Source organism: Bradyrhizobium sp. AZCC 1610 (assembly GCF_036924515.1).
Classification (GTDB): Bacteria; Pseudomonadota; Alphaproteobacteria; order Rhizobiales; family Xanthobacteraceae; genus Bradyrhizobium.
Map to the genome: position 1 here is coordinate 6,571,223 of NZ_JAZHRR010000001.1, position 26,461 is coordinate 6,597,683.

17 protein-coding genes and 2 pseudogenes are annotated in these 26,461 nt (G+C 59.9%); 6 read left to right on the forward strand and 13 right to left on the reverse strand.

Annotated elements, in window-relative coordinates:
- The 4 genes from V1279_RS32260 to V1279_RS32275 all read left to right on the forward strand — a co-directional run bounded on the left by V1279_RS32260 (position 1) and on the right by V1279_RS32275 (position 5,863).
- A complete protein-coding gene (locus V1279_RS32260) occupies positions 1–1,107 on the forward strand; it encodes an ABC-type transport auxiliary lipoprotein family protein (protein WP_334444420.1) in 1,107 nt (368 codons plus the stop codon).
- 135 nt (positions 1,108–1,242) lie between these two features.
- The gene (locus V1279_RS32265) at positions 1,243–2,079 is read left to right on the forward strand and encodes a Cof-type HAD-IIB family hydrolase (protein ID WP_334444422.1); all 837 of its coding nucleotides are present in this window, start codon (positions 1,243–1,245) and stop codon (positions 2,077–2,079) included.
- Positions 2,080–2,228: 149 nt separating this feature from the next.
- Positions 2,229–4,640, forward strand: coding sequence for a phosphoketolase family protein (locus V1279_RS32270; RefSeq protein ID WP_334444424.1), 2,412 nt, complete (start codon positions 2,229–2,231; stop codon positions 4,638–4,640).
- A gap of 44 nt (positions 4,641–4,684) precedes the next feature.
- Positions 4,685–5,863 (forward strand): acetate/propionate family kinase, encoded by a 1,179-nt coding sequence (locus tag V1279_RS32275; RefSeq protein ID WP_334444426.1) that lies wholly within the window; start codon positions 4,685–4,687, stop codon positions 5,861–5,863.
- Positions 5,864–6,565: 702 nt separating this feature from the next.
- Here V1279_RS32275 and V1279_RS32280 read toward each other — a convergent pair.
- From V1279_RS32280 to V1279_RS32295, 5 genes and pseudogenes are all read right to left on the reverse strand, one after another.
- On the reverse strand, positions 6,566–7,744 hold the full coding sequence (locus tag V1279_RS32280; RefSeq protein WP_334444428.1) for an OpgC domain-containing protein: 1,179 nt from the start codon (positions 7,742–7,744) through the stop codon (positions 6,566–6,568).
- A gap of 277 nt (positions 7,745–8,021) precedes the next feature.
- Complete coding sequence (acnA, locus tag V1279_RS32285) at positions 8,022–10,964, reverse strand: aconitate hydratase AcnA (protein WP_334444430.1); 2,943 nt, start codon at positions 10,962–10,964, stop codon at positions 8,022–8,024.
- 147 nt (positions 10,965–11,111) lie between these two features.
- On the reverse strand, positions 11,112–11,492 hold the full coding sequence (locus V1279_RS38040; protein WP_442894845.1) for a GreA/GreB family elongation factor: 381 nt from the start codon (positions 11,490–11,492) through the stop codon (positions 11,112–11,114).
- Between the two features lie 757 nt (positions 11,493–12,249).
- Positions 12,250–12,842: pseudogene (locus V1279_RS32290) on the reverse strand (NADPH-dependent FMN reductase).
- Positions 12,843–13,357: 515 nt separating this feature from the next.
- Positions 13,358–13,984 (reverse strand): trimeric intracellular cation channel family protein, encoded by a 627-nt coding sequence (locus V1279_RS32295; protein ID WP_334446662.1) that lies wholly within the window; start codon positions 13,982–13,984, stop codon positions 13,358–13,360.
- Positions 13,985–14,237: 253 nt separating this feature from the next.
- On the opposite strand from V1279_RS32295, the gene V1279_RS32300 reads away from it, so the two are divergent.
- Both V1279_RS32300 and V1279_RS32305 read left to right on the forward strand, forming a co-directional pair.
- A complete protein-coding gene (locus V1279_RS32300; protein ID WP_334444432.1) occupies positions 14,238–17,117 on the forward strand; it encodes a cation-translocating P-type ATPase in 2,880 nt (959 codons plus the stop codon).
- 502 nt (positions 17,118–17,619) lie between these two features.
- Complete coding sequence (locus V1279_RS32305; RefSeq protein WP_334444434.1) at positions 17,620–18,576, forward strand: LysR family transcriptional regulator; 957 nt, start codon at positions 17,620–17,622, stop codon at positions 18,574–18,576.
- Here V1279_RS32305 and V1279_RS32310 read toward each other — a convergent pair.
- The 8 genes and pseudogenes from V1279_RS32310 to trbE all read right to left on the reverse strand — a co-directional run bounded on the left by V1279_RS32310 (position 18,552) and on the right by trbE (position 26,458).
- Positions 18,552–18,791 carry a DUF2274 domain-containing protein gene (locus V1279_RS32310; protein WP_334444436.1) on the reverse strand — a complete coding sequence of 80 codons (240 nt, stop codon included), beginning with the start codon at positions 18,789–18,791 and terminating at the stop codon, positions 18,552–18,554. The two genes, V1279_RS32305 and V1279_RS32310, sit on opposite strands and share 25 nt — an antisense overlap.
- Before the next feature lie 4 nt (positions 18,792–18,795).
- Entirely contained in the window at positions 18,796–19,992 is a 1,197-nt protein-coding gene (locus V1279_RS32315; RefSeq protein WP_442894846.1) for a TrbI/VirB10 family protein, read from the reverse strand.
- The gene (trbG, locus tag V1279_RS32320) at positions 19,989–20,924 is read right to left on the reverse strand and encodes a P-type conjugative transfer protein TrbG (RefSeq protein ID WP_334446666.1); all 936 of its coding nucleotides are present in this window, start codon (positions 20,922–20,924) and stop codon (positions 19,989–19,991) included. Before trbG ends, V1279_RS32315 begins: the two co-directional genes overlap by 4 nt.
- A gap of 44 nt (positions 20,925–20,968) precedes the next feature.
- Positions 20,969–21,652, reverse strand: coding sequence for a conjugal transfer protein TrbF (trbF, locus tag V1279_RS32325; RefSeq protein ID WP_334444438.1), 684 nt, complete (start codon positions 21,650–21,652; stop codon positions 20,969–20,971).
- Complete coding sequence (gene trbL, locus V1279_RS32330; protein WP_334444440.1) at positions 21,652–22,899, reverse strand: P-type conjugative transfer protein TrbL; 1,248 nt, start codon at positions 22,897–22,899, stop codon at positions 21,652–21,654. Before trbL ends, trbF begins: the two co-directional genes overlap by 1 nt.
- 4 nt (positions 22,900–22,903) lie before the next feature.
- A complete protein-coding gene (gene trbK-alt, locus V1279_RS38045; RefSeq protein WP_442894847.1) occupies positions 22,904–23,287 on the reverse strand; it encodes a putative entry exclusion protein TrbK-alt in 384 nt (127 codons plus the stop codon).
- Positions 23,284–24,021: a P-type conjugative transfer protein TrbJ gene (gene trbJ, locus V1279_RS32335; protein WP_334444442.1), complete on the reverse strand. Its 738-nt coding sequence runs from the start codon at positions 24,019–24,021 to the stop codon at positions 23,284–23,286. Before trbJ ends, trbK-alt begins: the two co-directional genes overlap by 4 nt.
- Positions 24,018–26,458: pseudogene (gene trbE, locus V1279_RS32340) on the reverse strand (conjugal transfer protein TrbE). Before trbE ends, trbJ begins: the two are co-directional and overlap by 4 nt.
- Between the last annotated feature and the right edge of the window lie 3 nt (positions 26,459–26,461).

Here is a 26,461-nt window from a genome sequence, read left to right on the forward strand (position 1 = left end):
ATGGAAACCCGTGCTCCATTTATCATTGTTGGCGCCTTGGTCTTGGCAACGATTGGCGCAGTCTTTGGATTCGTGTATTGGCTCCACAATACTGGTGGAACTGGGGCACGAACCGTGCACCATATTCAGTTCGATGGGTCGGTCTCGGGACTCCTGGTTGGTGCGGCGGTACTGTTCAACGGAATCCGCGTCGGAGAGGTCACCCATCTGGGCCTGGCCGCCGCCAATCCGCGACAAGTCGATGCGACCATCGCCGTAACATCGGGCACCCCGGTACACACCGACACCAAGGTCGGTCTCGATTTCCAGGGCCTGACGGGTGTTCCAGTCATCGCGCTTGAAGGTGGCAGAACGTTTGGCGCGTCAACCGGTACGCAAACGCTCGTCGCCGACCCAACTGCCGGTCAAAGCATGACGCAGGCTGCGCGGAACGCGCTCGGACGAGTGGATTCCGTGCTGGCTGAAAATGCAGAGCCCCTGAAGAGTACGATCGCCAACTTAACGATATTTTCCGAAGGGCTCGCCCGGAACACCAGTGGGCTCGACGGGATCGTGGCGGGTCTTGAACGAATGACCGGGGGTGGCGCGGCACCGCCACAAAAAATTATCTACGATTTAACTCCTCTGCAGAGCTTTGTATCGCCAAAAAAGGCTCTCAAGGGACAGGTTACGATTCCAGATCCAACGACAGTCGTCATGTTGGAAACCCAGCGTATTCTGTTTTCGCCGAACAGGGATGTCAAAGGATTCGCTGACGTCCAATGGGCTGACAGTATTCCGAAGCTTCTTCAGACAAAGCTGATTCAGAGCTTCGAAAACTACGACATTGCGCATGCACCACTGCGTTCAGTAGATGGTCTCGACGCCGATTACCAACTTCTCATCGATATCAGAAGTTTTCAAGTCAAAGGCGATCCGGATGCTTCCGCCGTGATCGGATTTTCAGCACGGATTCTCTCCAAAAACGGACGCCTGGTCGCGTCTCGCTTGTTCCTGCAAAGCAGCAAGCTCGACAAGGTCGATCCGCTTTCTGCTGTCGCGGCCTTTAATGACGCATTCGACAACATCGCAACCGAGCTGATTACTTGGACGGCTGATGCGCTTTAGCGCGCTTCGTGATTGCACGCGCAACCTCAAGACTAATGGAGCCCGCTGTCATATGTTTTTCCAGCAGACCAAACGACCTCCTCTGGGCAGCTACGAGCTTATCGACCTAGACCCGAAGCCGTCGGAGCAGATGTTGTGAACAGGCAGCGCGACATCTGCCTCCTGTTGGCCGACGTAGACGGGACACTGGTTACCCGAGGCAAGGTGCTCACCGAAGCGACAAAGGCAGCTGCTGCGGAACTGCATGACGCCGGCCTTGCGCTTGCCATCACCAGCGGCCGCCCTCCACGCGGCATGAGCATGCTTATCGAGCCACTCAATTTGCAGGGAGCTATCGCCGGCTTCAACGGCGGCGTGTTTGTTAATCCCGATCTCTCTGTCATCGAGAGCCACACGCTCGATCTCGCGACCGCCAGGCAGACCCTCGAATTGATGCTCGACCGCGAGCTTGATGCTTGGATCTACACGGCGGATGACTGGTTCATTCGCTACAAGAATGCGCCTCATGTTGCGCGCGAGACGTCGACGGTAAAGTTCGACGCGAAAGTCGTAGCGTCCTTCACCGACGAACATTTGGCTCAGGCGGTGAAGATAGTCGGTGTCTCCGATGATCTTAACCTAGTGGCCGATTGCGAGAAAATGGCTCAACGCATTCTAGGTAAAATTGCAAGCGCCGCTCGCTCGCAACCCTACTATCTTGATGTGACTCACCCCAAGGCCAATAAGGGAACAGTTGTGACCACTTTATCCAAGTTTTTCGATATTCGACCGGACCAGATTGCGACGATTGGGGATATGCCGAACGACGTGTTCATGTTTCGTAAAAGCGGTTTTTCCATTGCCATGGGAAATTCCAGCGACGAAGTGAAATCTCAAGCGAGCGCAGTTACGGACACCAATGAGAATGAGGGTTTTGCTAAAGCGGTGCGGAAGTTCGTTTTGAGGTCCACCATAATCGGACGTGGTAGATAAAGTTCCGCGTTCGAATTCGGGCATCTGGGCAGATCTCGTCCACGCCCACGATGGAGATACCGAGGCCATTTTGTAGCCGACTCGAAGTGGCCATTCGGCCCGCTCATGCGTTTAGTTCCCTAACTTGACCGCATAAACGGAGCTGACTTATGCCAGATACTGCCAACGCTCCTCTTTCAGACGAAAACGCGAAGGAATTCAGCCTGCTCGATCGATATTGGTGTGCGGCAAATTATCTGTCGGTCGGTCAGATCTATCTTCTCGGCAATCCGTTGCTCCGAGAGCCGCTTCGCCCGGAGCACATCAAGCCGCGATTGCTGGGTCACTGGGGGACAACGCCAGGTCTTAATTTCATCTACGCGCATCTCAATTGCGCAATTCGTAAGCGTGATCTGAATGTAATTTACATATGCGGACCAGGTCATGGCGGGCCCGGGATGATCGCCAATACCTATCTTGAAGGCACCTATAGCGAGATCTATCCAAATATCTCCCGCGACGCCGACGGTATGCGGAAGCTCTTCAGGCAATTTTCATTCCCTGGCGGAATTCCGAGCCATGCCGCTCCGGAAACGCCAGGTTCGATCAATGAGGGCGGCGAGCTGGGCTATGCGCTAGTGCATGCGTATGGCGCCGTCTTTGACAATCCGGACCTCATCGCGGCCTGCGTGGTCGGCGACGGCGAGTCCGAGACCGGGCCGCTTGCTGCATCCTGGCATTCCAATAAGTTCCTGAACCCGACGCACGATGGGGCCGTTCTGCCGATCGTTCACCTGAACGGCTACAAGATTGCCAATCCCACGATCCTGGGCCGAATGGGCGACGAGGAGATCAAGTACCTTTTCCTTGGATACGGTCACGAACCGCTTTTCGTTGAGGGCGACGATCCACAAAAGATGCATCGGCTGATGGCGGACTCGCTGGAAACGGCGTTTGACCGCATTCGCGCGATTCAGAAGACTGCCCGTGAAGGTAATGCAATTGGACCGCGGCCGGTGTGGCCAATGATCGTGCTGCGCAGTCCCAAGGGATGGACCGGCCCGAAAGAAGTTGATGGCCTCAAGGTCGAAGGTTTCTGGCGCGCGCACCAAGTCCCGATCACAGACCCGCGCGGTAATCCCGATCATCTGGCATTGCTTGAGCGATGGATGCGCAGTTATGGACCCGAGACACTCTTTGACGAAGCCGGAAGTCTGCGGCCGGAATTGCAGGAACTGACACCCAAAGGCGAGCGGCGTATGGGTGCCAATCCTCACGCCAATGGGGGACTTCTGAAGCGCGAACTCAAGTTGCCGGACTATCGCGATTACGCCATCGAGGTGCCGCATGCTGGCGGTGCCATCGGCGAAGCAACACGCGTGATGGGCCAATTTCTCCGGGATGTGGTGAGGCTCAACGAAGAGGTCCGTAACTTCAGGATCATGGGGCCGGACGAGACGGCGTCGAATCGGCTTGATGCAGTGTTCGAGGTCACTGAGCGGATCTGGATGGAAACGATCGAACCCTACGATGTCCATCTCGCTCAGGACGGCCGTGTTATGGAAGTTCTCAGCGAGCACCTCTGCCAGGGCTGGCTCGAGGGTTACCTGCTCACGGGGCGGCACGGTTTCTTCAGTTGCTACGAAGCTTTCGTCCACATCGTCGATTCGATGTTCAACCAGCATGCAAAATGGTTGAAAGTCTCGCGAAGTCTGCCGTGGCGGAGGCCGATCGCTTCGCTCAACTACCTGTTGACCTCGCACGTTTGGCGTCAGGACCATAACGGCTTCAGTCATCAGGATCCCGGTTTCGTTGATCTCGTCGTCAACAAGAAGGCCGACATCGTCCGCGTATATTTCGCGCCTGACGTTAACACACTGCTCTGGATCACCGACCATTGCCTGCGAACCTACGACCGCATCAACGTCATCGTTGCAGGCAAGCAGCCCTCACCGCAATGGTTGACCATGCAGGAAGCAGCGACTCATTGCGACGCTGGCATCGGCATATGGAGGTGGGCCGGCAGCGAGGCGAGCGGTGCGGAGCCTGACGTCGTGATGGCCTGCGCCGGCGACGTCCCGACGTTGGAAACACTTGCCGCGGTCGACCTTCTCCGAAAAGCGCTGCCAGACCTCAAGATTCGCGTGGTCAACGTAGTCGACCTCATGACACTTCAGCCAAAAGATCAGCATCCGCATGGAATTAGCGATAGCGATTTCGACGGCATATTTACGCGGGACAAACCGGTGATCTTTGCCTATCACGGCTATCCCTACCTGATCCACCGGCTCACCTATAACCGCACCAATCACTCCGAGATGCATGTTCATGGGTTCCAGGAGGAAGGTACGACCACGACGCCCTTCGACATGGTCGTCCTCAACAGGCTCGACCGATACCATCTCGCGATCGACGTCATCGACCGCGTCCCCGACCTTGCGGTGGCCAATGCACACGTGAAGCAGCAGTTTCGCGACAAGCTGCTCGAGCACACCGCATACGTGCGGGAGCACGGCGAGGATATGCCCGAGATTCGAGCGTGGAGCTGGCCGTACAAGACGGCTGCCGAAGCCGGCGACTAGCATATTCGCTTCACCAATTTTAACAGCTGCCGGGGATGCAAGCGATGTCAAAAACAGTACTCGTCTTGAATACCGGATCTTCGAGCATCAAGTTTGGTCTGTTCGGTACTGCCGGCACCGAACCCAGGCAACTGTTCGCAGGTGAAGTGGAGAACATCAACGGTAAGTCTTATCTCACAGTCAGGGACATGCATGACAAGGTAGTCCTGGACCTCTGCTGGACGTCACCTAGGAAGCAGGAAGATATTCTGAAAGACATTCTAGGTTGGACAGAGAAGAATGCGGGAAGCGGCGGCCTATCGGCTGTGGGACATCGCATCGTGCACGGTGGCTCGCATTTTGTTGCCCCGACCCGGTTGACCCGGGAGACGATCGACGAACTTGCCCGCCTGACACCGATGGCGCCGCTGCATCAGGAAGCATGCCTGTCGCCTGCCAGGACATTGGTCTCGTTACGTCCAGAACTGATGCAGGTCGGATGCTTCGATACGGCCTTTCACGCTTCCCTCGCCCCTCCGGTTAGCCGCTTCGCGATCCCCCGCAACTACGAGGCAAGCGGTATTCGTCGCTACGGTTTCCATGGGCTTTCCTACGAATTCATTGCGGGAAAACTCCAGGAAATCTCGCCGGTCCTAGTCAACAAACGCACCGTTGTTGCACATCTCGGCAGCGGCGCAAGCCTGTGTGCGATGCGCGGCGGCCAGAGTGTCGACACGACTATGGGCTTCACCCCGCTCGACGGGCTGATGATGGGCACCCGCTGCGGGGCAATCGACCCCGGCATCCTGCTCTATCTTCAGCGCGAGCGGGGCATGTCGACGGATGATCTAGAACAACTTCTCTACCACAAGTCCGGCTTACTGGGTATCTCGGGTATTTCCGGCGACATGCGTTCGCTTCTGTCGAGCAGCGATCCGCGAGCAGCCGAAGCCATCGAACTCTTTACGTTCGAAGTGGCGAAAGCCGTTTGCGGTATGGCCTTCACACTGGGGGGCATTGAGTGCCTTGTGTTCACCGGGGGCATCGGCGAACACGCTGCGAAAGTGCGCGCCATGATCTGCACAAGGCTCCATTGGCTGGGTCTCGAACTCGATCCAAAAGCAAACGACGAAGCTGCCGACCTTGTCAGCCTCGATTCTAGCTCCGCCGAAGTCCGCGTAATTCACACAAGCGAAGAAACAACTATCGCCCGTCACGTTCTCTCCCTTATTTATTCATCCTAGGAAAAGGTCACCCAGCCGTCCCTAAAGTGGACAATTGGCTCGGCTCGTCGCTTTCACTCATATCATCGCCAAGACCGCTATGATGTCGACATACGAACTTCGATTTCGCGCGACGTGCTAGGACTGCAATTTCGAAATGATCGGTCTGGAAAATGTCTGATGTTGCGCGGCCGATGCGCAACGGCGTTGCTGCCATTCCAGCGACGCAATCCCACCGCCTGACGCCCGAACCCTCGCCAACTTCTGCGAGGCGCCATAACCGTCGCTCGCATAAACCTCCTGCGCGAGGTCTGCTGCGCTCTGATGTCGAGATAGTCGCCTTGTAATATTGCTTCGCATAGATTGAAGCGGCCTGCCCGATCGGCCGCGCCCGCGAAGATCGCTTACACGATCTTCCAACAGCGTCAGAATCGGAGCTGGCACTCATGCTTCCATAGGCCTAGCGTTCACGCGCACCAAGGTGCGAATTTGCGCCGCAAGCATGGAGCCTTACACGACCTGCTACAATTGCTTCGTTGGCGGCGCGTTGTCGATGTAATTTGGTCCTTTAGAGCGGAATTCGAGGTCTGTGATGGCGCTAATGTTACGGAGCGGACATGATGAGGCTACCCAAGTTTAAAGAAGATAACAGATCTGAACGATCAAGGTGGCCGAAACCGCGATAGGCACAACCGGAGATTTGGGATCCCGCGCCCGGCTGGACTAGTTCACCGGCGGATGCCTGAGGGTTTTGGGCAGCAAGCTGACTGGAATGGCATCGTGAGCGAGTTTTTCAATGCGCTTCGACCACGACCGATAGTAAGCGACAGCCGTCATGACAGAGATGCCAGCGGCTCCAATCAGGAGTTGGACCACAATCCCATTGGACGTCGTCTCCAGCACGAAATAACCGATGAACGAAAGGTAAATTCCGACGGAAAACACTTCGAGGGATTGCTGGCCGCATTTGACCACCGGTTTCCAGAGGGTTGCCTGCAGCCTCGGCGCATCGATTGGTATGAACCGCGCGCCGAGAATGATCAGAGTCGCCAGATGCAGGAAGCGATAGGGCGCTAGATTGGTCTTGTCGTTCGGGTTAAATGCCTCGAACAGAACGCGCGGAAACAATTGCTGAAGTTCCGGTATCTGCCCGGCTAACGTCATGACGGTCGCGAATAGCAAATAAGTCAACGCGAAGACCAGAACGATCCTCGAGCGCACCAAGAAACGCAGCGTATTCGCTCCCCCCAGCGCCAGCCATGCGCCCAGCACAAAAAGAAGCTGCCATGCGAAAGGGTTGAAGTACCAAACTCCGGAGGGATAGGAGGACAGGTTCCAGCCGAATTGCCGAGCGCTGAAATAGAGCAATATGGATCCCAGTATGACCCAGTTTCGGTGCCTGAGCATCAGCCAGAGCACCGGCGGAAACGAGCCCATCAAGACGACGTAAAGCGGCAGCACGTCCAGATTCAGCGGCTTGTACCGGAGCAATAGGCCCTGCGTGATGGTTTCGACCGGCGCGTTCAACAAGGGAGCGACATTAAACCGGTCGATGAAATGGGGAGCATTGACACTATTGGACAGGAAATGGACGGCGGACAGGTAGAATACGAAAAGCAAAACGTGAGCGGCGTAGATTTGCCAAACGCGCCTCAAAAGTCTCGTTGTTCCTAAGATAAAGCCGCCCTCGATCATTCTTCTCCCGAAGACGAGAGCCGAGGTGTAGCCGGATATGAATACGAACAGATCGGCGCCGTCGCTAAAGCCGTAATTTCGGAACGAAAGCCAGGCCAGCACGCTGCTGGAAACATGGCCAAGAAACATCGTCCAGTTGGCGAGGCCGCGAAACAGGTCCAACCGGAGATCCCGCTTCGACGGTGGAAGCGCAAGCTCTACCTTCATTTATTCCCCGCCCACATGCGGAAAGCGTCGGATTTCTGCGGTATCGATGCCGGTCGGTATGTCTCTTACTATGCGGTCAACATGTCTATCACCGGAAGTCTTTCCGTAGTCATAGCGGCGATCGCCACGGCATCCAACACACCTTCGCCGATCCGCGGGTGGGCGCCGGCTTCAAGTTCATCCAAGACGAGCGCGCCTGAATGCGATCGAAAGGCGCGCATCAACCGGCTTGGGCACACCGAAATCAACAAACGTCGCATAAAGTGCAAACGCAGAGCTAAACTCGCGTGCTTCCCATGTACGAGGCCGGGTCGCTTGCGGGGAACGACTGGATCGAGCCCTCGTCCACGGTCCTATCTTGGGCTCCTTCAGCGGGGAGCGGGTGCGGTTTGCGGGCAGGGGTCGCAGAGACTTCCGACAGATCTCCAAGGAGTTGACGTAGGACGTACTGCAGGATGCCCCCGTGGCGGATGTAGAGCACTTCTTGCGGGGTCTCGATGCGGGCACTGACCTCGAACTCGACTGCGCTACCGTCCTCGCGGCGGGCGCACACCTTCAAGCGGCGCGATTGCGCAAAGCCGCTCGCGACGCCGGCGGTGACTCCGTCAATATCGAAAATCTCCCACCCGGTGAGTCCAAGGCTGGCTACCGAGGACCCGTCCGCGAACTGGAGGGGCAATATGCCCATGCCAACAAGGTTCGACCGGTGAATCCGCTCGAAGCTTTCGGCGATAACGGCCCTCACCCCCTGGAGGTAGGGGCCTTTCGCCGCCCAGTCCCGGCTGGAGCCGGATCCATAATCCTTGCCGGCGAGTACCAGAAGAGGAATGCCCTCCTCCAGATAACGCTGGCTCGCCTCATAAATTGAAGTTACTTCTTCGTGAGATGGCAGATAAGTCGTGTAGCCGCCTTCTGTCCCCGGAGCGAGCCGGTTGCGAATGCGAACATTCGCAAAAGTCCCACGGACCATTACCTCATGATTGCCGCGTCGTGACCCGTATGAGTTGAAGTCCTTCGGCGCGACGGCTTCCGAAACGAGGTACTCTCCGGCAGGTGACTGCACCTGGATCGTTCCCGCGGGCGAGATGTGATCCGTGGTGATGCTGTCCCCAAACACTGCGAGCGCGCGAGCACCACGGATGTTCTCGACTTCCAGAGGGGCTTTGCGGGGCATCTTCTCGAAGAATGGCGGACTCCGGACATAAGTGGAAGTCTGGTCCCAATTGTAAATGTTTCCCGCGGGTGCCTGCAGCGTGCGCCACTGGTCATCGCCGGCGAAAATCTCGCGGTAGTTCTCGAGGTAAAGTTTCGAACCGGTCGCCTCACGCATGGTTGACCGGATTTCCTCCTGACTCGGCCAAATGTCGCGCAGAAATACGGGGCGTCCCTCCCGATCATGCCCTAGCGGCTCGGTTTCGAGATCGATTGTGATCCGTCCGGCGAGCGCGAATGCAACGACGAGCGGCGGTGACATCAAATAATTGGCACGTACTTCCGAATGGATACGACCTTCAAAGTTGCGGTTCCCGGACAGCGCCGCGGCGACGACGAGGTTCCTGCGCTCGATCTCCTCCGATATCTCGGTTGGAAGAGGTCCGGAATTCCCGATGCAGGTGGTGCAACCATAGCCGACCAGGTTGAAACCGAGTTGTTCGAGATAGGGCGTGAGTCCTGCGCGTTCGTAGTAAGCGGTCACCACGCGCGAGCCTGGCGCGAGGGAGGTCTTGACCCAACGTTGCCGGCTCAGGCCACGTTCGACCGCGCGCTTAGCAAGCAGGCCGGCGGCCAACATGACCGACGGATTTGATGTGTTGGTGCAGCTTGTAATGGCAGCGATGACGATCGAGCCGTGCTCCAGGACGTCGGCGCCACCCACCACGGGATGGAGCGGGCCGCCTCCAAAATCCCCTGCGCTCGATTCACCCCACACATCCAGTCGCTCATGGTGCGAGGTGCGAGCATCGGCGCCTTTTCGACTGCGCGGAGAGTTAGGCGGCAAGAGCGATGGCAAACAAGCCTCGAAGGCCACTTTGGCGCGCCTAAGAGACACACGGTCCTGAGGGCGACCAGGACCGGCAATGCTGGGCTCAACCTCGCTGAGATCAAGCTCTAGCGTGTCGCTGAACATCGGCCCGGGCGCGGTGCTGTCATGGAAAAGCCCCTGCTCCTTCATATAGGCCTCGACGAGCGCCACCCGCTCCTCCGAGCGAGCCGTTAGCCGGAGATAGTCCAACGTCAAGGCATCAATCGGAAAGATCGCGCATGTCGACCCGTATTCTGGAGACATGTTACCGATGGTCGCGCGGTCCACCACGGGAACGTTGCCCACGCCCGGCCCATAGAACTCCACGAACCGGCCCACCACTCCCTTCCTGCGCAGCATCTGTGTCACGGTGAGCACGAGGTCCGTCGCGGTCACGCCTTCGCGGAGCTTGCCCGTCAGCTTGAAGCCGACGACTTCTGGGATGAGCATCGAAATAGGCTGGCCGAGCATCGCCGCCTCGGCCTCGATACCCCCGACGCCCCAGCCAAGGATGCCGAGGCCGTTCACCATCGGCGTGTGAGAGTCGGTCCCGACCAGCGTATCCGGATAGGCGAGCGGGAGCACATCACCGCTTGCGGGATTTCCCTTCGAGTCCTCGTCCGCTCCGAACACCACGCGCGCCAGATATTCGATGTTGACTTGATGGCAGATGCCGCTGTTCGGCGGCGCGACCCGGAAGTTCTTGAAGGCCTGCTGGCCCCATTTGAGCAGCGCATAGCGCTCCCCGTTGCGCATATAGTCGAGCTTTTGGTTGATCGCCATGGCGCCGGGAACGCCGAACGCGTCGGCTTGGATGGAATGGTCGATGACAAGTTCGACCGGCTGCAGCGGATTGATTTTAGCGGGATCGCCGCCTAGGCGAACCATGGCGTCGCGCATCGCGGCGAGATCGACGATTGCCGGAACGCCCGTGAAATCCTGCAGCAGGACGCGGGCCGGCTGAAATGCGATCTCGGCGCGCTCGGGCGAATTCGGTCGCCAACCCGCCAGCGCCTCGATGTCGGCGCGTGTCACGGAAGAGCCATTTTCGGTTCGCAGCAAGTTTTCAAGCAGGATGCGAAGCGAATACGGTAGACGCTCCACGGCAAAACCGTGTCGCTTGAGCGCGTCGAGGCGGTAGATCGTGTAGGCGCGATGTCCGACCTTCAGCTGTGAGGCAGTTCGGAAGCTGTCCATGTATTCCTCCGTTCCAATCGATTCATCATTTTCCAGCCTTGTGTGTGAGCATTCCCATTTGCATTCTTGATGCACGCGTCCGCTGCAACGTTACGATGGCTGAAATCCAAGATGACTCACTTGATCAGGCTGACGCGTTTCGTCCGATCACGGATTCACGTCCTCGATTCTGATGACGTCCATATCTCTGTCGACGACGTATGGCATTCGATCTCCGACTCGTAGGCCGATGAGCGCTGCGCCTAAGCTCGACAAAACGGAGACGTCGCTCGGATCGGACGTGATATTTTCTGGCCAAACCAGTCGCGCTGTTTTTCGGCGAATGCCTCGGTTCGTCCAGTACGCGACCCAGGATCCCACCGTCACAAGTGACGTGACATCGTAAGCGCCGTCCGAGACGACTTGCGCCCTCCTGATCTCGGCGAGCAAAAATGGCGCACACTTGTCACCTCGCTGCGCAGAGAGCAGCGCGAGCTTCTCAAGTCGGGGATGGTCGGACGCCGTTAAGGTAATTGAAGGTAGAGACATTATCGCACTCCTCTAAAGGCAACCGAGGCGAACCTAGGAAAGAACCATGAAGCAGATTTTTTGATGTGAAGTGATACCGGACCGCAGCAAGCGCTACCGTCCGCTAGACGCCTGATTAAGCGTCCGCCGTGCAGAAACGAGCGGGTAAGCAGCGTATCCATTCCAGTCGCGCAGATCATAACAGACCAAACATAGGCGCTCCTTGCGTCAAAACCATTGCGACGGAAGCACGCACCGTTGGCGACGCTGTCATGCGCAACTGGACGCTGCGTCGGCGTGGCCGGGGAAGGTCCTGCGATGGCGCAGCGTAGCTGGCTCGCATCAGCGCTGCTCGCTCGGCACACGCGAATGCGCTGATTATTAGTCGGCCTTGATCGATCTGCGATAGCAGCTTGCGCAAGTTCAAAACGCGCTGAAGGTAACGTTGATGCAAGGGCTCACGAGCGCATTCGCTGTTGCGTCGAGAAAGTGTTTTATCCCGGCGGGGGTTCCCTACACCACGCGGCTTTATAAGCCCGGATCGTGTTCACAGCGCCAATCACCTGCATAGGCGCGCGATTTTCGATGCGAAGAGACCAGCTTCGGCTCTTGAGCGTTATTTTCCCTCCCGCATGAACTCCGATCGGGGTCTACCGTCCAAACCGGCGATGAGGAATTTGCGGAGTCGCGATGCGGCGAACAATCATGCGCCGCGCATGGTGTTAAATTTTACCGACGTTGCGACCGTGAGAACACTCCGATGGGGTGGATCCGACATTCACAAATCCTCTCCCCGATCCGAAGCGGACGAACTTCCGAATTGGACCATGAAAAGACAATTGGATCGCTGCTCCAATTCGGCATCGGCGGTCACAACGCCGGGCAAAAGCCGCGCGCTTTTGACGGTCACCTCGCCATCGTCAGTAACGAGGCCGGCGTGAAGTGGATATAAGCTTCCGGCGCATTCATCTGCGGTGAATTGCAGAAGCTAAAAACGCAAGGTTTTGTTGGGCGACAGCAGTACCGATTGCCCCTGGCGACGCGCCGATAACCGCCGAGGGTTTGTGCGTGAATGAGTTGGCGCCATATGGCCTGTTTGCCCAGTCAATGGCGTGCTTCAGGCCCCCGGGGATCGATCGGTTATATTCAGGAGTTACAAACAGCAATGCGTCAACTTTCTTCAGGGTATCCTTGAATGCACGAGTAACTGGCGGACAGTCCGCGTCATAATCATAACTGAAAAGCGGGAGATCCTTAAAGGATACTTCAACAAATTCCAGACTCGGCGGCGCAAGCTTGGTGAGCGCCTTGGCCAGATTGCGATTGATCAGCAAGACTTCCGACGAAATAACCCACCTTGTAGCTGGTCATCTGCATCTCCTCCTGAAGCAAGGGCCATAATTGGAATGGCGGGCTAACTTTAAGTCCAAATCCGCCGCGACTTGTTCCTTGTGATCTATCTCCTCACCACAACGTTCTTTTCAGAAAAGTCCCTTCTCTTGCGAGATTACAGCATCAATTACTTGAGCTCGATCTCAATCTTCGGCGCTGTTTCCTTCTGGTGCTTTTGATTCGGACGCATTCGAAACGGTGTCTCGGCGTCAGTTCAACAACATTTCCACTTTGGACGAATCGAGCGCCTAGTGCGAGCGGCCGGTACGCGGAATGCCGTCGGACCTACCGCTGGCGTCGTAGAGCGCGGTGCGATCATCCATCACGACCACAATGTCAGGGCGCGTCGTCTGAACGCACGATTCCGCCTTCGCTTTCCAGTCGATTGATCTGTTTCACGTCCTGGCACAAGTCGAGCGGTCGGCCATACAGCATTCCCAACAGAGTTGTCGGTAGCGCCGCGGACGACCGCGCAATGGCCGGTCCTCTCCCACTCAAGGGTCTTTTTCGAAGTGTTTGCGCGGACGGGCAATCGGGAGTTGCCACCCGCGACGGATCGCCATCAGGCGTAGTCCAAAGCACAGTGCTGCCCCGGCAATCGTTGTCGCGGTCGAGGGAATGTGCAACAGACTGCCTGCAACCACCACCGCCGCACCGGCCAAAGCGGCGACAGCATAAAGATCGGCGCGCAGCACGGTTGGAATCTCGGCGACAAGCACATCGCGCACCATGCCTCCGCCTATTCCCGTCACCATGCCGAGCAGCGCCGCCATGACCGGATTCAGACCCAAGGCCAGCGCCTTTTGGGTGCCGGACACGGCGAACAGCGCCAGTCCCGCAGCGTCGAACAAGAGGACGGAGTTGTGCCACCGGTCGACGCCGGAAAACCAGCAGAAGGTGAGCACGCCCGCCAGAAGGGAGACGGCAAGATATCGCCAGTCACTGATCGCTGCGGGCGGAACAGCGCCAATCATCAGATCGCGCGTGATACCTCCGAAGTTTCCCGCCACGAACGACAGCACCAGAACACCGAACAAGTCGAGCCGGCGCTTGACGGCAGCGGTGGCCCCGCTAAGCGCGAAGACAAAGGTCCCGATGAGGTCGAGCACCAAGAGCAGCATGTTCATCGCGGTCGGCCGCCCCACGCGAGGTGAAGTCCATAGTCTACACCCCCCGCGCCGATCAGACACAACAAATGCCGCTCCTAAGCCGCTGCCAGCCGAGCCCGCACAGCGGCGATCAATGTTCCCACGCATTGCGACGTACTGGCGCTGGCTGAGCTACATCTGACAACGTGACGCAACGCCCGTACTCCCGTAACGTCCCGGACATAGGTCCCTTCAAGAGAACGAGGCAGAAACAAGGTCCCGAACCATGGACATCAACGTCGACCAGTCCGGCCGGGCGGAGCCTCACCAGCAGACTGCGGATCAGGTCTTGTCAGCGCTCGACACCGATGCTGATGTCGGCCTGACCAGTGCCGAGGCCCGTTCGCGGCTCGACCGCTTCGGCAGGAACGAGCTCACCGCCGAAGAGCCCGTGCCTGCGTGGCGAAAATTTCTCGCTCAGTTCGCCGACGTCCTCGTCATCGTATTGCTCATTGCGGCACTCGTCTCCGCTGTGCTTTGGCTCTATGAGCGCGAATCCGCCTTGCCGTACGAGGCGATGGCAATCTCCGCGATCGTGCTTCTCAATGGCGTGATGGGCTATATCCAGCAGGCCCGGGCGGAGCAGGCTGTAGCCGCCTTGCAGCAGATTTCGGCGGCACACGCTAACGTCGTGAGAGACCGCGCCCCGCAGAGCATTGCGGCAGCCGAGATCGTGCCCGGCGACATCGTCCTCATCGAGGAAGGCGACACGGTCCCGGCCGATGCCCGGCTGCTCCAAACCGTCGCCCTGCAAACGGCGGAGGCGGCGCTCACCGGCGAGAGCCTGCCGACGTCGAAAAACAGCGCGCCGGTCGCGGGAGAGGCGGGACTTGGCGATCGGCGCAACATGGTTTTCAGCGGTACGACGGCGACCTACGGGCGCGGGCGCGCGGTTGTCACCGCCACGGGTATGCAGACCGCGATGGGCCGTATCGCCGGCATGCTGAAGGCGGCGCAGCAGGAGACGACGCCGCTGCAAAAGGAGCTTGACCGCGTCGGCAAGCTGCTCGGACTTATCGTTGTCGTCATCGCGATGGTGATGATCGCCACGATCCTTCTCGTCGAGGACGTGACTGGGATCTCGGCCATCTTCGACGTCCTCATCCTCGGCGTCGCGCTCGCGGTCGCCGCGGTCCCGGAGGGCCTGCCCGCGATAGTGACAGCGGTGCTCTCGCTCGGCGTGCAGCGGATGGCCAAACGTAACGCCATCGTGCGCCATCTCGCGGCCGTGGAGACGCTCGGCTCCGCAAACGTGATCGCTTCCGACAAGACCGGAACGCTCACCAAGAACGAGATGACCGTGCGCGTGATCGCCACCGCTAGCGGACGCGTGACTCTCGGCGGCACCGGCTATGCGCCGGAAGGGCCGCTCAGCCGGGACGACGGCGGAGAGATCGTCGGCGCGCAGCGCTCGGAATTGGTGCGGACGCTCTCCGCCGCCGACCGCGCCAACAACGCCGTCCTGCAGGAACGCGAGGGCCGCTGGGCGGTTCAAGGCGATCCGACGGAAGGCGCGCTGATCGTCGCCGCCCGTAAGGCGGGCTTGGAGGCGGAGGCGCTCGACGCCCGCTTCACGCGTCTCGGCGAGGTGCCGTTCTCCTCCGAGCGCAAGCTGATGAGCACGGTCCACAGCGACGCCGAACGCCAAGAGCGCCTGCTTGCCTTTACCAAGGGCGCGCCCGACGTCCTTTTGGCGCGTTGCTCGCACGAGTTCGCGGGAGAGGAAGCGCGTCCGCTGACGGAGAGCCGCCGCTCGGAGATCCTCGCGGCCAATGAGACGCTGGCCGGCGAGGCGCTGCGTACGCTAGGCGTCGCCTTCCGCTCGCTGCCTAAGGAGGCCGCCGGGCCGGAAGCGATCGATGAAGGAGTCGAGCAGGATCTCGTTTTTCTCGGACTGATCGGCATGATCGACCCGCCTCGGCAAGAAGCGAAGGATGCGGTCGCGCGCGCGAAAGGCGCCGGCATTCGCCCCATCATGATTACGGGCGACCATCCGAAGACCGCTTCGGTCATCGCCGCCGAGCTCGGCATCGCGACCGACCACCGAGCTGTCACGGGTGTGGAGATCGGGAAGCTGTCAGAAGAGGCGCTGGAGCAGACGGTCCGCGAGGTGTCGGTCTACGCCCGCGTCAACCCCGAGCACAAGCTGCGCATCGTCAAAGCTCTACAGCGCGACGGCATGACGGTGGCCATGACCGGGGACGGCGTCAACGACGCTCCCGCGCTCAAAACCGCCGACATTGGGATCGCCATGGGCATCACCGGGACCGACGTCTCGAAGGAGGCCGCCGACATGGTGCTTGCCGACGACAACTTTGCCACGATCGTTGCGGCCGTTGAGGAGGGGCGAGCGATCTTCGCCAATATCAGGAAGTTCCTGCGCTATCTCCTGTCGTCGAACATCGGCGAGGTCATGACCATGTTCTTCGGCGTGCTGCTGATCGACCTGATCGGGCTGTCGCAGGCGGGTGGCGGGGTCGTGCTCCCGCTCTTGGCGACGCAGATCCTTTGGATCAACCTGGTTACCGACGGCGCGCCAGCGCTCGCCCTTGGCGTCGATCCAGTTGATACGGCCGTCATGAATCAGCCGCCGCGGCCGCGCGGCGAAGGCGTGATCACACGTCGCATGTGGGTCGGCATCCTCTTCGTCGGCCTTGTGATGGCGGCCGGGACCTTGCTCGTCCTCGATGCTTCGTTGCCGGGCGGTCTCATTGAAGGGACCGGCACGATGCGCTACGGCCAGACGATGACCTTTACGACCCTGATGATGTTCCAGCTCTTCAATGCCTTGAACGCCCGTTCGGACGAGGAAAGCGCCTTTTGCGGCCTTTTCCGGAACCGCTGGCTCTGGGCGGCCATCGCCTTGTCGCTTTTTCTGCACGCGGCCGTTGTCTACGTACCCTTCCTGCAGGAAGCGTTCTCGACTAGCGGCCTCGACGTCGGCGATTGGCTTCTCTGCGCGGCGGTCGCAAGTTCTGTACTGTGGCTCCGCGAACTGAGCAAAGTCATCACACGCGCGATGGGCGGTGACCGAAGCGGCACCGCGTCGGCACGCCCAAGCGCCACGGAGCGACCCGACAACGCGCGAGCATACGACCGCAGATGACGGGAGAGGCAATGCAACCCATCAAATCCTTGCACAAGACAGTTTTACTTGCGGCATAACATCGGACCTGAAGATTAGACTAAAGGCAGAGCTTAGTTCGGGTAAAGCGATTTTTCTCGCTCAATTCAGGTGCAAGCATTCACTAGAACGCCCTCGTTGGTATAAGCGCCGGCTGCCGCAGCAGAGCACAAGCTGCGCCCTGCTCTGATCACGTGATGCTTGCCGGTCTGTAAAGCGCTTTCGCCGGATGTTCGCAATGGGCGCGATGTTCACGACGAGGTGCAGTCGCCACGCGTAGCGTAACGCGATGTCGCTTATCCGACGATCTGAGAGAAGCGTGCGCTACTCGGGCGACACGCGGTCCTGATGGCGCCCCATCGCCTGCCGGACGCCGACGGCAGGGCACGGATCGGCCCAATAAAAAACACAACCTGCCGATGAAATCACCCGATTCCAAATATCTTATCGATGCTCCTGCATTTTCAGAGCACCATGGTCGCGAATGGCCGACGAACAAGACCACAGATATTTATCTCTCCGCAATCAATCTGCAACGATCCCCCTTCAACACCTCCGATATGCGGTTGTTTCCGCGGAGTATGGAAGCTTCCGGCGGGCTGCAGAAGCGTTGTTGACGCAGCAGTCAACTTTGAGCCGCTGCATTCGGGAACTCGAGGAATCAATAGGCGTGATTGTGTTCGAGCGATCGAGCGGCGGCGTCTGCGCCACGTCGGCTGGCCGGGATTTTCTCCGAACGGCGCGGTCGATTCTCGAACAAATGGATGCGCTGGTTACGTCAGCCAAGTCTAACGGACGCGGCGAGGCTGGGCGGCTGTCTGTGGGATTCTATACGTCGCTGTCGGCCGGCAATTTACGGGCGACGTTGGTAGATTTCAGGCAGCGGTGCCCACAGGTCGCACTTGGCATGGTCGAAAGGTCGCGGATGCGCCTCGTCACCGCCTTACGCAATGGTGCAATCGACGTTGTCATCGCGACCGACGGGGGACACGTCTTTGACAGCAACGCCTTGCCGCTGTGGAGCGAGCGCGTCCTGGTGGCCTTGCCTGAGGGACATCAACTGGCTGTGAAGAGGGCGATCTACTGGACCGACCTGCGGAATGAGACGGTCCTTCTCAGCCATTATGACCCGGGACGAGAACTTGAGGATCTCTTGTTGGCGAAGCTGATCTCGACAGCAGACCGTCCCAAGATCGAACGCCATGACGTTAGCAGAGGTATCATCAAGACCCTCATATCCATAGGATTCGGTGTCAGTTTGGTGGCCGAGTCCGACATCGGCGTTACTTTTGCGGGCCTGACTTATCGAGAGGTACGAGACGGCACGGGGCCGAGTCAGGTCAATTATTCAGCACATTGGCGCAAGGACAATGACAATCCGGCGCTGGCAAACTTCCTCAAATTGTTGAGCGAGCGCTATCCCTTGCCTTGCGCAGGCTGACCCTTGCGGCGGGTCTTTGCAAAGGCTCGGTCGGTTGCCATGAATCGCGCCAGCATTGGTGCGACCAGCTTTGCCGGATCCGAGATCGACTGCCCGGTTTCGCGGGCAAGCATGTCGGTGTAGGCCGCGAGGTCGCGATGGACATCGGCCGGCAGTTCCACGGTGATCTTTACCGGCTTGTCATCGGCGATGGCGCCGAGCTTCAGCTTTGCCATTTTTTCAGCCTCTGTATGGTTCGAGCACGAGGTCGCGATTGACGATTACCCGCACCGGAAAACCCGGCCGGATTGTCAGGGTCGGCTGGATGTTGAGATTGCGCCGAACGACCTGCCGACCGGTCTGGTTCAGGGAATCCCCTGCCCCACGGCGAAGGGCCTGCAGAATGGCGCTGTTTCCGTTGCCAGCATCCGAGCCGGATCCAAGTTCGGCTCCTACACCAAGCAAAGTCGACAGCAACGCCGCCTTGAACAGCTCGCCCCAGTGGAGATCGACCTCATCGTGAAGCCCAGCATAGCCTGCGGTATCGGCACCCGGCTGGCGCTCAAGGACAATCGATCGGCCGTTCGGCATGATAAGGCGTGTCCAGACCATGAGCACGCGTGACTGTCCATGTGTAACGTGGCTATCGTAGATTCCTATCAGCCGCGCACCTTGGGGCACCAACAACGTTTGACCGGACAGCGTATCAAATAGCGGTTCGGTCACGTGCGCCATGATCTGTCCGGGCAGATCAGATCTGATGCCCGTTATAAGGGCCGCCGAAATCACAGACCCTGCCTGGACGACATAACGCGAGGCCGGCTGCGCCACACGGTCAGGGCTCGTGGTCCGCCGATCAACGGCAGCGCCGACAAAAGCGAGCTTGCGGTCCTGTCCATTCTGGGCAAACGCCTCATCGGACGGTGATGCGGCATTTGAGGTCGTCTCGGCAGGAGTCGCTGCCGCCGGTGGCCGAACATTCGTTGACGCAAATACTTTGCTGGTGCGCGCGGCCTCGCTTTCCTGGCTCATCCGCTGTTGCTCGGGATCGACCGCAAGCGGCCCGGACTGGGCCTGGGCGGCAACAATGGGGCGACCGAGATCACCCGGCAATGGCGGCCCGAGGCGCGGCACCTCGCGCGGAATGCCCGCATAGTCGCGCGGCAGCCCGGCAAGGCCGTCGGCGACATTGTGGTGATCGGTGCTGTACAGCTCTTCGGAAGCTGGACCACGCGTGCGATTCTGCTGCAGGGCCCACAGCACGGCTCCGGAAACGAGAACGAGTGCGAGTGCCGTGCCCCCGGCCAATACCTTACGCGACAGGCGGGTCACGGGCGAACGTTCCGGACGCAGGCGCAGTGAGCTGGCTATCTCCGCAGCACTCTTCGGCGAGGTAGAACCAGGACCACCGGCGCCAGTCGTTTGCTTATCAGTCACGACGGCCTCCCGTCGCTTCTGATGATTCGGACCTTTTGCTGAGAGTCGCCACCAAGTCGCAGCTCGGCCGCGGCAAACAGCCGATCGACGATCAGCACGTTACGATAGGTTCGGTAGTTGACGATCTCGGAATTGCCGTCCGGACCGATGACAAACAGCGGAGGCATTTCTCCCTGAACGATGCCGGGTGAGAACTCGATATAGACCTTGCGGCCATCGTCATAGACGCCGGCCGGCCGCCAAGGCGGATTGTCGCCCTCGACGGTGTAGCGATAGCGCCGCTGAGAAGGGTCGGGAAGAACTGGCGTCGGGGAAACAGCTCGGGCGCGGCCGGGCCTGTCCTCGGGATAGAACCAGGCGACTGATGGCATGTAGGTTTTTTCACGAGAGCGCAACTCCATGAGATAGGTGCGCCGGTCGGTGTTGACCACGAGGTTGGTCTCAATCGAAGGCCGCGTCGGCTTGACCATGATGTGGATACGTCTGGTATCGCCGCTTCCGCTTTCGGTGTCGCCAACGACCCAGCGCACGGTGTCGCCAGCCGATACCGGCCCCGAACCCGTGAGCTGCTCGCCGGGCTCGAGTGCGATATCGGTGATCTGTCCGGGGCTCGCGTAGATCTGATAGAGGGCGCCGGGACTAAAAGGGAAGACCTGCACAGCATTGAAGTAGCCGGCGCTACGCGGCTCGACGCGCGCAGCATCATTCGCCGTCTCGATCCGGGCAACAGGCTCTTTGGCCTCCGGCACTCCCTTCTTGCCTCCCTTCGCCGGCGTCCAGGACGGCGGAACGTGAAGGGATCGCGGACGATCCTCTGCCAGCGACGGCGGACTGGGAAGTGGCGGGATATCGTCGTCGTAGCTGATCTGCGGCGGTTTGGAGGTGGCACAGCCGCTGAGTGCAAACATGCAAGCAAACAGAAACGGGCGCATGACCTTGCGCACACTCGGGCTTGCGACTCCAGGAATCTGCATATTCACTGCCCAAGCTCCTTCGACCAGTTGATGGCGTTGACATAGACCCCGAGAGGATTTTTGCGCAGACGATCGGCATCGCGCGGAGTTTCGATCACGATGGTGAGGATGGCGGTCCAGCGCTCGGTGGCGGTAAGCTGCCCATTGTCGTAGCGGCGCTCGATCCAGGCGACCCGAAAGCTTTCCGGCGAGGCACGGATGACGCTGGATATTTCCACAGCGATCTGCAGCTTGCCGAGTTTGGCAAAGGGATCGTTGACGCGGGCGTGGTCATTGAGGGCGGCGGCGCCGCGATCGGTCGTAAAGTCGTAGGCGCGCAGCCAGTCCTGACGCAGCACGATGGCATCAGCCGACAGCCCGCGCACATTCTCGATGAAGCGTGCCAAATGAAAGGCAATTTGCGGATCGGTTGGCTGATAGAAGGGATTGGCTGGGCTAACCGCCTCTGCCTGGCCGAGACGATCGACCTCAATCACCCAGGGCGTAATGCTTCCCTGTGTGGATTGCCAGACGAGACCTGATGCAAGTCCTGCCGACAGGATCAGAGAACCGAAGGCTATAAGTCGCCAGTTTTTGGCCTGCACCCGCGCCGAGCCGATGCGCTCGTCCCACACTTGCGCCGCTTTCTGATAGGGCGTTACGGGCGCGGGCGTGCGGCCATAATGAACGGATGGTCGTTTGAACATCACTTCCCTCCTTCGGAGAGATCGACGGAGGCGCCTCCTCCACCATGGTCGGCAGTGCGAACGACGTTGGTAGCGGCCGACGCCCCCTGACTCATGATCTGCATCCGCTTCATGCGTCTGGCCGAGCTGGACTGACTGTCCGGAGGTGAGGAACTTGCCGGCGGCTGAGCTGCGCCGGCTTCACCGGCAGCAGTGCCACCAGTTGAAGCCGAGCCGCTTGCAGCCGCGGCGCGACGAAGCGGGCTCGTCATCGCGGACGTGGCGGCATCCGCGACGCCGGACAAACCACCAGCCCTGAACGCCCCGCTCGCGCTACCCGCTAGCGCCGCAGTCCCGCGCGCCGCGCCGGCGAGTGCACCGACGCTTCCGGCAGCGAGGCCCGCTCCAGCCGCCACGACCCCGCCGGCAGCTAACCCCGTGCCCGCGGCGGCTCCGGCGCCAAGTTGCGGACCGCCGGACACGATGCCATTGGCGATGCCGGGCCCAAAGATTCCCAGGCCCAGCAGCGCTAACGCGGCGAGCACCAGGGCCATGGCATCTTCAATGCCGACCTGTGCGCCGGCCGAGCTAACGGTAAACTGTGAGAATAACGACGAGCCGATGCCGACGATCACGGCGAGCACCATGACTTTGACGCCTGACGAGATGACGTTGCCGAGCACGCGTTCGGCGGCGAAGGCCGTCTTGCCGAACAGCCCAAAGGGGATCAGGACGAAGCCCGCGAGGGTCGTCAGCTTGAATTCAATCAGGGTGACAAAGAGCTGGATTGCCAGGATGAAGAAGGCGAGCAGCACGATCACCCAGGCGAACAGCAACACCACGATCTGGATGAAGTTTTCGAAGAAACTGACATAGCCCATCAAGCCCGAGATCGAGTCCAGGATCGGCCTCCCCGCATCGATACCGACCTGTGCAATCCGCCCCGGGCGCAGGAATTCAGCCGAGGACAGTCCTGTGCCAGAGGCCTTGAGGCCGAGACCGGCAAAGCTCTCGAAAACGATGCGGGCGAGGTTGTTCCAGTTGCCGATCAGGTAAGCGAACACGCCGACAAAGAGCGTCTTCCTCACGAGGCGAGCGATGATGTCCTCGTCGGTACCCCAGGCCCAGAACAGAGCGGCCAGCGTGACATCGATCGCGGCAAGCGTGGTTGCGAGAAAGGCGACTTCGTTGCCAAGCAACCCAAAGCCAGAGTCGATATAGCGGGTAAACGTTTCCAGGAATCGGTCGATGACGCCGGTGCCACCCATGGAATCACTCGCGTTCGGGAGTTGCAACGGGCGCCCAGCCCTGGGGGAGACGATCGGGATGCTTGGGCTGCGCCGACGACGGTGTCGAGCTGCCTGGTTGAGCATCGGCGGAAGTAACGCCCGGTGTTTTCTTTGAGCCAAGGAAGCGACGGCGGTTCTCCGCCCAAATCAGCCGGCACTCCTGGAGTTCTGCAACCTGCTCGGAGGTGACCTTCCGGCAGCGTTCGAGTTCGCCGCGAACCGGACTGGTTGCCCGGGATGCCGACGATCTAGCCGGTGGAGCGTCGCTGTCGCCGCGGAGCTGGATTGTGCATGCTGCGACAAGGATGGGGACGGCAGCCGCTGTCGTCACAAGCATCACCCGCTTAAGTCCACCACGTCCGCTCATTGGTGAAACATCCGAACTATCGAAGGCTGATAGCCACGACCGGGCGCGAGGAAGCGACGAAGCTGCTCCCTGCCCTGGTCCTGGGCGGTGGTACGCTGGGCGGTTTCGAGATTTTGTGCCCGTCCCTGTGCTGCAACTGCTGCCGTAAGGTCGGCGAGCTGCTGCGCCTGCAAACCAAGGAGCTGATTGCCGGCCTGACTGGCCTGCAGCGCGCCGGTCGCACCTTGGCTTGAGCCGACGAGGGCCGACATCTCCTTGCGGTGGGAGTCGAGATTCCCAACCACGGTCGCCTGGATGCGTAAAGCATCTTGCAAGCCCGCCACAGAATTCTGCCAGCGTGTTTGCGCATTCGCGATCAGCACTTGATTTGACTCGTTGGTCGAGGCCGGCGCATAGGTCGTCAAGAAGGCCCGATCGATCTGCTTGATGTCGTAGGCAATGCGCTGCGCCTGGCCGAGAAGCTGCTGGGTTCGTTGAATCGATTGATCGAGCTGCTGCAACGAGGAATACGGCAGGCTGGTGAGATGTTTGGCCTGGTTGATCAACATCTGCGCCTGGTTCTGCAGCGAGGTGATCTGGTTGTTGATCTGCTGCAGCTCACGTGCGGCCGTGAGCACGTTCTGCGCATAGTTGTTGGGATCGAACACGATCAATTGCGCGGCTGTTGGTGAGGCGGCACTTGCGATCGCAATGGCGAGCGCACTCACTGCTGAGAGGTGGCGGCGACGCATCATGACAAACCTTCCTGCCTGACGAGACCGGGAATGAGATCGGCGGCCCAAGCCAGTCCACGCGCGGCGAGCCATTCGGTCACAAAACCATCGCGGCCGTGTTCGGCGAGCACGTGCTCGATCATGGCCTGATCGGACTTTGATGAAGCCGCGGTGAAGGCGAGCGCGAATTCCTCAAGGCCCAGTTCGAACAGGCGATTGCCGCGCCGGGACTGGCAGTAGTAGTCGCGTTTGGGGGTAGCGCGCGCCAGGATCTCGATCTGCCGATCGTTGAGACCGAAGCGCCGATAGATAGCCGTGATCTGTGGCTCGATCGCCCGCTCGTTCGGAAGGAACAGCCGCGTCGGGCAACTCTCGATGATGGCAGGCGCAATCGCGGAGCCGTCGATATCCGAGAGCGACTGCGTGGCGAAGACGACGGAGGCATTCTTCTTGCGCAGCGTCTTCAGCCATTCGCGGATCTGGCCGGCAAACCCTTCGTCATCGAGCGCGAGCCAACCTTCGTCGATAATGAGCAGCGTTGGCCTCCCATCGAGCTGCCCCTCAATCCGATGAAACAGATAGGACAGGACCGCCGGTGCGGCGCCAGTGCCGATCAACCCCTCTGTTTCGAACACCTGGACCGAACTTGTTCCAAGCCGCTCGGTCTCGGCATCGAGCAAGCGCCCGAAGGGGCCACCGAGGCAGTAGGGTTGAAGGGCCCTTTTCAGGCCCTGGGACTGCAGCAGCACGGACAAACCGGTCAGCGTCCGTTCGCCAATAGGTGCCGACGCCAACGAAGACAACGCCGACCAAAGATGCTCCTTGGCTTCAGGCGTCATGTCGATCTTTTCGCTGGCGAGAATGGCTACAATCCATTCCGCCGCCCAGCCGCGCTCGGCCGCATCGTCGATCCTGGCTAGCGGCTGCAGGGCGACCGCCTCAGACGCGTCATTGGACAGCGCACCGCCAAGATCGTGCCAATCGCCCTTCATGGCGAGCGCCGCGGCCCTGATCGACCCGCCGAAATCGAAGGCAAAGATCTGGGAGCTTGGATAGCGGCGGAACTGCAGCGCCATCAGCGCGAGCAATACGGATTTGCCTGCTCCTGTCGGACCGACCACCAGCGTATGTCCGACGTCCCCGACATGGAGGGAGAAGCGGAACGGCGTTGATCCTTCCGTCCGGGCGAAGAACAGCGGCGGCGCGCCGAGATGCGCGTCCCTGACCGGCCCCGCCCAAACCGCGGACAGTGGGATCATATGGGCGATGTTCAGGGTCGAAACCGGCGGCTGGCGGACGTTGGCATAGACGTGGCCGGGCAACGAGCCCAGCCAGGCATCGACGGCATTGATGGTCTCCACCATGCAAGTGAAGTCGCGTCCCTGAATGACTTTCTCGACCAGGCGCAACCGTTCGTCCGCGATGCGCGGATTCTCGTCCCAGACCGTGATCGTGGCGGTGACGAAGGCCTCTCCGATCAGATCGGAGCCGAGTTCCTGTAACGCTGCATCGGCGTCGATGGCCTTGTTGGCTGCGTCAGTGTCGATCAGCGACGAAGCCTCGTTGGTCATTACCTCCTTCAGGATTGCGGCGACGGATTTCCGCTTGGCGAACCAGTGCCGCCTGATCCTGGTCAGGAGCTTCGTCGCGTCTCCCTTATCGAGCATGATCGCCCGGTCGACCAACGATAGGGGAAGGCAAACCGATTGAGATCGTCCAGGATCCCCGGCGTGGTTGCCGTCGGGAACCCAACAACCGTGAGCACCCGCAGGTGTTGGCCGCCCAGCATCGGCTCGAGCCCACCCGTCAGGGGCTCGTCCGCCAACAGGGCATCGAGATACATGGGAATCTCGGGAACGCGGACGCGATGTATCTTGGTCGACACGCAAGCATGCAGGTACGTCAGGGTCTCGCCGTCATCGAGCCATCGGCACTCCGGCATAAACCCTTCGACCAGTTGCAGCACGCGGTCGGTCCGGTCGACAAAGCCGCGCAACGCTTCGTGAGCGCCGGCAGCTTCCCCGCGCTCCCTTCCCTCATAGAGGAGACGCTCGGCGCGCGCCGCATCCTCGGCCGGCGGCAGATACAGGAAGGTGAGGAAATAGGCTGACTCGTAGTGAGCTCCCTCTTCCTCGAATTGGGCCCGGCGCTCGGCATCGACCAGGGCCGATGCCACGTCCGGACAACTGCTCGGTGGATAGGCGTTCGATGAATACCTCTGCGCTTCAACAAACACCGCCCAGCCGGATCCGAGGCGCCTCAAGGCGTTATTGAGGCGCCCGACAACCGCAACAAGTTCTGCTGGAACAGAGGAATCAAGATCGGGCCCGCGAAAGCGCGCGGACCTCTGAAACGATCCGTCCTTGTTGAGGACGATGCCTTTATCGACCAGTGCGGCCCATGGCAGGAAATCCGCGAGATGTGTAGTGGAGCGGCGGTATTCGGCAAGGTTCATCATTGG